The organism is Actinophytocola sp. (genome assembly GCF_049647105.1).
Classification (GTDB): Bacteria; Actinomycetota; Actinomycetes; order Mycobacteriales; family Pseudonocardiaceae; genus Actinophytocola.
In genome coordinates this window covers 1-8548 of the sequence record NZ_JBARWZ010000108.1, presented here as the reverse complement: position 1 = coordinate 8548, position 8548 = coordinate 1, and the positions used below count along the sequence as shown (strand labels likewise).

At 66.6% G+C, this 8548-nt stretch carries 6 protein-coding genes; 5 read left to right on the top strand and 1 reads right to left on the bottom strand.

Going from position 1 to position 8548, the window contains the following annotated elements; translation table 11 throughout:
* Positions 1-237 precede the first annotated feature (237 nt).
* Positions 238-1209, bottom strand: coding sequence for a ketopantoate reductase family protein (locus WBA97_RS13590; RefSeq protein ID WP_424231140.1), 972 nt, complete (start codon positions 1207-1209; stop codon positions 238-240).
* Positions 1210-1264: 55 nt separating this feature from the next.
* On the opposite strand from WBA97_RS13590, the gene WBA97_RS13585 reads away from it, so the two are divergent.
* The 5 genes from WBA97_RS13585 to WBA97_RS13565 all read left to right on the top strand — a co-directional run bounded on the left by WBA97_RS13585 (position 1265) and on the right by WBA97_RS13565 (position 8441).
* Positions 1265-1537 carry a DUF6457 domain-containing protein gene (locus tag WBA97_RS13585; protein WP_424231139.1) on the top strand — a complete coding sequence of 91 codons (273 nt, stop codon included), beginning with the start codon at positions 1265-1267 and terminating at the stop codon, positions 1535-1537.
* Positions 1538-1625: 88 nt separating this feature from the next.
* Entirely contained in the window at positions 1626-3341 is a 1716-nt protein-coding gene (locus WBA97_RS13580) for a thiamine pyrophosphate-binding protein (protein WP_424231138.1), read from the top strand.
* An 11-nt stretch (positions 3342-3352) separates the two neighbouring features.
* Complete coding sequence (gene frc, locus WBA97_RS13575; RefSeq protein WP_424231137.1) at positions 3353-4582, top strand: formyl-CoA transferase; 1230 nt, start codon at positions 3353-3355, stop codon at positions 4580-4582.
* A 5-nt stretch (positions 4583-4587) separates the two neighbouring features.
* The gene (locus tag WBA97_RS13570; protein ID WP_424231136.1) at positions 4588-6744 is read left to right on the top strand and encodes an acetate--CoA ligase family protein; all 2157 of its coding nucleotides are present in this window, start codon (positions 4588-4590) and stop codon (positions 6742-6744) included.
* Positions 6745-6917: 173 nt separating this feature from the next.
* Positions 6918-8441 carry an Nramp family divalent metal transporter gene (locus WBA97_RS13565; protein WP_424231135.1) on the top strand — a complete coding sequence of 508 codons (1524 nt, stop codon included), beginning with the start codon at positions 6918-6920 and terminating at the stop codon, positions 8439-8441.
* Positions 8442-8548: the final 107 nt, after the last annotated feature.

Genomic DNA, 8548 nt, shown 5'->3' with positions numbered 1-8548 from the left:
GTGGCAGGCGAACTAACCAGCAACCCCCGCGAGTCCACGGTTCAGAACCCGCGAGTCCACGGTTCAGAACCCGCGAGTCCACGGTTCAGAACCCGCGAGACTTCGGTTCAGGACCGCTGAGTTGGCCGTTCAGGCCTAACGGCGATAGGCACGAACCGCCAACTCGGAGGTTCCGAACGGTGGACTCGCGGGTTCCGAACCGTGGACTCGCGGGTTCTGAAGCGTGGACTCGCGGGGTTAGGTGGGGGTTTGGGTGTTTAGTAGGTCGGCTAGGGCGGAGACGATGCGGAGGGTTGGGGCTTCTGCGGTTGTCAGGTCGGCTAGTTCGACTACTGCCTTCAGGATTACGTCCAGTTCCATGGGCTTGCCCTTCTCCAGGTCCTGGAGGGTGGACGTTTTGTGCTCGCCCGTGCGTTCGGCGCCTGCCATGCGGCGTTCGATGGAGATCTCCGGGTAGGTGCCGAGTCTGGCCGCCACGTCGAGGGTCTCGCGCATCATCCGGATCACCACCTCGCGGGTGTCATGGTGGGTGCAGATGCTCTTCATCGTCGCGCGGGTCAGCGCGCTGATCGGGTTGAACGCGATGTTGCCCATCAGCTTGAGCCAGATGTCCTTGCGCAGGTCGGGCTCCACCGGGCACTTCAACCCACCGGCGATCATCGCCTGGGAGAAGTCCGTGCACCGCGAGCTGATCTCCCCCGTGGGCTCGCCGATGGAGAACCGGGTGCCCTCCAGATGCTTGATCACGCCGGGCGACGCGATCTCGGTCGCCGCGTACACGACGCAGCCGATCGCCCGGTCCACCGGCAGCGCGGCACTCACGGCACCCCCCGGGTCGACGCTGTCGATCCGGTGGCCGCGGTACTTGGTGTCGATCCCGTGGAAGTACCACCACGGGATGCCGTTCTGCGCCGCGATGATGGTGGTCTCGTCGTGGAGCAGCGGCTTGATCATCGGCCCGGCGTCCGCGTACCGGTTCGCCTTGAGGCCCAGGAAGACGTGGTCCACCGGGCCCACCTCGGCCGGGTCGTCGGTGGCGTTCGGACGGGCTTCGAAATCACCTCGCGGGCTCACGACGCGAACCCCCGACTCTCGGATTTTCTGCAGGTGGGGACCTCTGGCGATGAGGTGGACCTCGACGCCCGCCCGGTGCAACGCCGCACCGACGTACGCGCCGATGGCGCCTGCCCCAAGAACAGCAACTTTCACCGCAAGCTCCGTTCTTGTATTCAAAGGGACTACTGCATACAGTATGAGATGTTAGGTGAAACGAGAAGTGGTGAGCATGGACGACATCGCGGACTGGACCTCGAAAGCTTGCGTCGAGCTCGGTATCGACCCAGGTCAGGTCGATACCGCGGCGATACTCGCCCTCGCGAGGGACGTACAGCGTGCGGTGGCGAGACCCGCCGCGGTCGTGGCCGTCTACCTGCTCGGCGTCGCGGTCGGTCGCGGCGCGGATCGCGGGGAGGCCGCCGCACGGCTGGCTGAACTGGCGAAACAGTGGTCAGGCGCCACCTGCGACTGGCGCGACTGACAACCCCTGGACCGCGACACTCGTACTCATTAGAGTCATACGGTATGCAGTATGCGCCAAGTCCACCCCTAAGGAGATGACGACACAGATGGCTTCACAGGCTCAGACGACGCCGGGCGGTTCCTCGGAGGGCAACCCCGAGACGATCTCCGGCGGACATCTGGTGGCGAAGGCGCTCAAGGCCGAAGGCGTGGACGTGATCTTCACGCTCTGCGGTGGCCACATCATCGACATCTACGACGGTTGTGTCGACGAGGGCATCGACGTCATCGACGTACGCCACGAGCAGGTGGCGGCGCACGCGGCCGACGGGTACGCACGCATCACGGGCAAGCCGGGCGTCGCGGTCGTCACCGCGGGCCCAGGCACCACCGACGCGGTCACCGGCGTGGCGAACGCGCTGCGTGCCGAGAGTCCCATGTTGCTGATCGGCGGCCAGGGCGCGCTCTCCCAGCACAAGATGGGCTCGCTGCAGGACCTCCCACACGTCGACATGATGAGCCCGATCACCAAGTTCGCCGCGACCGTGCCAAGCACCGAGCGCGCGGCCGACCTGGTGTCGATGGCCTTCCGGGAGTGCTTCCACGGTGCGCCGGGCCCGTCGTTCCTCGAGATCCCCCGCGACGTGCTCGACGCGTCGGTGCCGCTGGAGAAGGCGCGGATTCCCAAGGCCGGTGCCTACCGCGCCTCGACCCGCTCGGCCGGTGACCCCGAGGCCATCGAAAAGCTGGCGGACCTCGTGGTCGGCGCGGAGAAGCCGTGCGTGCTGCTCGGCAGCCAGGTGTGGGGCACCCGAGGCACCGACGCGGCGGCCGAGTTCGTCCGCACGCTGAACGTGCCCGCGTTCATGAACGGCTCCGGCCGCGGCACCCTGCCCCCCGGTGACCCGCACCACCTGCAGCTCGCGCGGCGTTACGCGTTCCAGAACGCCGACCTGATCATCATCGTCGGCACGCCGTTCGACTTCCGCATGGGCTACGGCAAGCGGCTGTCGCAGTCGGCCACCGTCGTGCAGGTCGACCTCGACTACCGCACGGTCGGCAAGAACCGCGATGTCGACCTCGGCATCGTCGGCGACGCGGGCGCGGTGCTCGCCGCGGTCACCCAGGCCGCGTCCGGCCGGGTCGACAACGGCGCCGTGGCCCGCAAGTCGTGGCTGGAGGAGCTGCGCGCGGTCGAGACCCAGGCCTACGAGAAGCGCCTGCCGCGCCAGCTCTCCGACGCCTCGCCGATCGACCCGTACCGCCTGGTGCACGAGATCAACGAGTTCCTCACCGAGGACTCGATCTACATCGGCGACGGCGGCGACATCGTCACCTTCTCCGGCCAGGTCGTGCAGCCCAAGTCGCCGGGCCACTGGATGGATCCCGGTCCACTCGGGACACTCGGCGTCGGCGTGCCGTTCGTGATGGCCGCCAAGTACGCCCGCCCGGACAAGGAGGTCGTCGCGCTCTTCGGTGACGGCGCCTTCTCGTTGACCGGCTTCGACTTCGAGACGCTCGTGCGGTTCAACCTGCCGTTCGTCGGCATCGTCGGCAACAACTCGTCGATGAACCAGATCCGCTACGGCCAGATCCAGAAGTACGGCGCGGACCGCGGCCGCGTCGGCAACACGCTGGGCGACATCCGGTACAGCGAGTTCGCGAAGATGCTCGGCGGCTACGGCGAGGAGGTCCGCGACCCGAAGGACATCCGGCCCGCGCTGGAGCGCGCTCGCGAGAGCGGCCTGCCGTCGCTGATCAACGTCTGGGTCGACCCCGAGGTCTACGCGCCGGGGACGATGAACCAGACCATGTACAAGTAAGGGGACTTGGCATGCGCAAGGCACTCGAAGGCGTCCGCGTCCTCGACATGACCCACGTCCAGAGTGGACCGTCCGCGACGCAGATCCTCGCGTGGATGGGCGCGGACGTGGTGAAGCTCGAGGCCATCACCGGTGACATCACACGCAAGCAGCTGCGTGACGTGCCGGACGTGGACAGCCTCTACTTCACGATGCTGAACTCCAACAAGCGCAGCATCACGCTGAACATGAAGTCCGACAAGGGCAAGGAGCTCTTCGTCGACCTGGTCAAGAAGTTCGACATCCTCGCGGAGAACTTCGGCCCTGGCGCGGTCGACCGGATGGGCTTCCCATGGGAGAAGCTCCAGGAGATCAACCCGAAGCTGATCTACGCATCGATCAAGGGTTTCGGCGATGGCCCGTACAAGTTCTACAAGGCGTACGAGGTGGTCGCGCAGGCCATGGGCGGCTCGATGTCCACGACGGGTTTCGAGGACGGGCCGCCGCTCGCGACCGGCGCGCAGATCGGCGACTCCGGCACGGGCATGCACGCCGTGGCAGGCATTCTCGCCGCGCTGTACCAGCGTGAGCACACCGGTCAGGGTCAGCGGGTCACGGTCGCGATGCAGCACGCGGTGCTCAACCTGTGCCGGGTCAAGCTGCGCGACCAGCAGCGCCTGGCCCACGGCGCGCTCAACGAGTACCCGAACAAGGAGTTCGGCGACGAGGTGCCCCGCTCCGCCAACGCGTCCGGTGGCGGGCAGCCGGGCTGGGCGATCAAGTGCGCGCCAGGCGGGCCGAACGACTACATCTACGTGATCGTCCAGCCGGTGGGCTGGGCCCCGATCACGCAGCTGATCGGGCGGCCGGAACTGGCCAACGACCCGGACTGGGCGACCCCGGAGGTACGGCTGAGCAAGCTGGACAAGATGTTCCAGCTGATCGAGGACTGGTCGGCCGACCACGACAAGTGGGAGGTGCTCGCGAAGCTCAACGAGCACAACATCCCGTGCGGGCCGATCCTCTCGACCAAGGAGATCATCGAGGACGAGTCGTTGGCGGAGAACGAGATCGTCGTCAAGGTCGACCACCCCGAGCGCGGTGAGTTCACGACCGTCGGCATGCCGATCAAGCTGTCCGACTCACCGGCCGAGGTGAAGCGTTCCCCGCTGCTGGGGGAACACAACCAGGAGATCTACGGAAACGAGCTGGGCCTGTCCGAGAGCGACATGGCCGACCTCAAGGCGAGTGGAGTGATCTGAGGATCATGACTGCAACACTGTCCGATGTAGACAAAGAGGCCGTCCGCGAGGTCCTTGACGAGGTCAAGGCCGCAGGTCGCGACTCGCTCACCGCCCCGGAGGGCAAGCGGGTCTGCGACGCGTACGGGATTCCCACCCCGCGTGAGGGTCTCGCCACGTCGGCGGATGAGGCGGCAAAGCTCGCCGAGGAGATCGGCAATGCCGTGGTGGCGAAGATCGTCTCCCCGGACATCCTGCACAAGACGGAAGCAGGCGGCGTGATCGTCGGCGTCGACGGTGGTGACGCGGCACGTGCCGCGTACGACACGATCATCGCGAACGCCAAGGCGTACAAGGCCGACGCGGACGTCACCGGCGTGCAGATCCAGGAGATGGTCGGCGGCACGGGCAGTACCGAGGTCATCGTCGGCGCCACGACCGACGGCACGTTCGGCAAGGTTGTCGCGTTCGGTCTCGGTGGCGTGCTGGTCGAGGTGCTCAAGGACGTCACGTTCCGGCTCGCGCCGCTCGACGACGCCGAGGCGAGGTCGATGGTCACCGGTATCAAGGCCGCCGAGGTGCTCCAGGGCGCCCGCGGCGCGGTGCCCGCCGACCTCGACGCGCTGGCCGACGTGATCGCCAAGGTGTCGCGGCTGGTCACCGACTTCCCGGAGATCAGCGAGTTCGACCTCAACCCGGTGTTCGCCTCGGCGGACGGCGCGGTCGCGGCGGACGTGCGGATACTGCTGGAGACCGAGGAGCGCACCGGACCCGTCCAGCACTCGCAGGAGGACATTCTGGCTGCGATGAACACGATGATGAACCCGCGTTCCGTCGCGGTCATCGGCGCGTCCGACCAGGCAGGCAAGATCGGCAACTCGGTCATGAAGAACCTGATCAACGGCGGCTACGCCGGCGAGATCTACCCGATCAACCCGAAGGCCGACGAGATCCAGGGCCGCAAGGCGTACAAGTCGGTCGGGGACATCCCGGGTGACGTGGACGTCGCGGTCTTCGCGGTACCGGCCAAGTTCGTGCCCGCCGCGCTGACCGAGTGCGGCGAGAAGGGCGTCACCGCGGTCGTCATGATCCCGTCCGGGTTCGCCGAGACCGGCAACCAGGAACTGCAGGACGAGATCGTCGAGATCGCGACGCGCTACCGGGTCCGGATGCTCGGCCCGAACATCTATGGCTACTACTACACGCCGCAGAACCTGTGCGCGACCTTCTGCACGCCGTACGACGTGAAGGGCGGCGTGGCGCTGACCTCGCAGTCCGGCGGCATCGGCATGGCGATCCTCGGCTTCGCCCGCACCACCAAGATGGGCGTGTCCGCGATCGTCGGCCTCGGCAACAAGTCCGATGTGGACGAGGACGACCTGCTGACGTTCTTCGAGAACGACGACAACACCCAGTGTGTCGCCATGCACCTCGAGGACCTCAAGGATGGCAGGGCGTTCGTCGAGACCGCGAAGCGGATGACCAAGAAGAAGCCGGTCGTCGTGCTGAAGGCGGGCCGGACCGACATGGGTGCCCGCGCCGCCAGCTCGCACACGGGCGCGCTCGCCGGTGACGACAAGGTGTACGACGACATCCTGCGGCAGGCCGGTGTCGTGCGCGCCCCGGGACTCAACGAGATGCTCGAGTACGCCCGCGGTCTTCCGCTGATGCCGACGCCGAAGGGCGAGAACGTCGTCATCATCACCGGCGCCGGTGGCTCCGGCGTGCTGCTCTCGGACGCGTGTGTCGCGGAAGGACTGTCCCTGATGGACATTCCGCCGGACCTTGACGAGGCGTTCCGCGCCTTCATCCCGCCGTTCGGCGCCGCGGGCAACCCGATCGACATCACCGGTGGCGAACCGCCGTCGACCTACGAGGCCACGATCCGCCTCGGCATGGAGGACCCGCGCATCCACGCGCTGATCCTGGGTTACTGGCACACGATCGTCACGCCGCCCATGGTCTTCGCCGAGCTCACCGCGAAGGTGGTGAACGAGTACCGCGCCAAGGGCATCGACAAGCCCGTGGTGGCGTCGCTCGCCGGTGACACCGAGGTCGAGCAGGCGTGCGACCACCTGTTCGACCACCGGGTGATCGCGTACCCGTACACCACGGAACGACCCGTGGCCGTGCTGGGCGCGAAGTACCGGTGGGCGCGGGCCGCCGGCCTGATCGACGGCTAGTCGCGACACACGAGCTTGGCCGCTACGGGAACGGTGGCCAAAGGGGCCGGCCGAGGCTGACCGACCCGCAAGTTGGGTGATCAAGCAGGGGTCAACAGGCAGGCGGCAAGAGGTGGGGCCGCGGACGTGAAGGCCGCGGCATCCCGCTTCACGAAGTTATCTCTGGAGGTCCAATGGTGGATTCTCGCAACCCCTCTGGCGCGGGGCTGTCCACGGGCAGCGGCGCGTCCGGGGCGACCTTCGAGAAGGTGGGTGAAGAACGCGTCTGGCGAGCCGGGGGGCTCGAGCCGATGCCGATTCGCCCGCTTCCCGAAGCGCCGCCGTCCATCCACATCCTCGGGCCGACCGTCTTCCTGGTCGCACTCGGCGTCGGTATGGGCGAGTCGTACATGTGGCCTCGGCTGGTGCTGGTCTTCGGACCGGAGATCAGGTGGCTGTTCCTGATCGGTGTCACCCTGCAGGCAGTGGTGATGCTCGAGATGGCGCGCTACGCCATGGCCACGGGAGAAAGCATCTTCAACGGCGCGGCACGCGTGTTCAAGCCGTTGATGTGGTTCTTCTTCGTGACGGCGATCCTGGTGTACATCTGGCCAGGACATCTTTCGGCGGGTGCTTCCGCCTTCGAGGAGATAACCGGCATTCCGTGGGTCGTGACCGCCTGCGTTGCCCTGATCCTGGTCGGGATCGTCTTCAGCCTGGCCAGTGTCATCTACGACCTGCTCGAGAACGTGCTCGCCATCCTGATCGGCGTGCTCGTGATCGGTACCGCGATCATCGCGTCCATTGTGGGCACCTGGGGCGACCTCTCCAGCACGCTCGGCGGCATGTTCGCGTTCGGGTACATGCCATCGGAGATGTTCAGCGCCACGTGGTTCCCGATCGTGGTCGGCTCGATCGCGTTCGCAGGCCCGTCGGGTATGCAGCAGATGTGGTACACGCTGCACCTGCGGGAGAGCGGCGCCGGCATGGGTGCGCACGTGCCGAAGATCCGCGGTCTGCGCAACGCGAAGGAAGAGGAAGAGATTCCGGCGCGCGGGTTCATGTTCGACACGGACGACCCCAAGGAAATGGCGAAGTGGCGGGGTTGGCGCAAGTGGGTGACGTTCGACGCGTTCCTTCTGTTCTGGGGCATCACGATGCTGGTGACGATCTCGTTCACCGTGCTCGCCCAGTCGGCGGCGCGCGAGAACCCGGACGTCAAGACCCTCATCGAGGGCGGTGACCGTGATGCGGCGCTGCGGGCCATGTCGGACGCGTTCGCGGCCGCGGGCGGCCCGGTGCTCGGCGGCGTCTTCTTCGGATTCATCGCACTGATCGGACTGAACGCGACCCTCGGTCTGTTCGACTCGTTCTCCAGGGGACAGGCGGACATGACCTACTTCCACGTGCCGGGCGCCAGGCGGTTCCGCCTTTCGCACCTGTACGCGGGGTTCCTGTGGGGCGTCATCACCTTCGGCATCATGATCCTCTTGTTCGGACCCGCTGATGGACCCAGCGGGATCCTCGACATATTGGCGTTCTTGTCATCGTTCGCCATGGGTGCCTACTGCGTGACGTTGCTGCTGGTGAACAACAGGATGTTGCCGAAGCCCATCCGTCCGAGGTGGTGGTCGAACGCCATCATCGGGTTCGGCGCGGTGTTCTACCTGGGCATGCTGTTCTACAGCATCTTCAGGTTCGGCGTGGTACTGGATTAAGGACTGAGTGCGATGCACCTGTTTCGTCTGGCCCGGCTGACTCTGCCCGGGCTCGCAGTAGGGTTCATCGCCGGCGTGCTCGCCGGCGGGCTGGCCGCGGTGGTCGG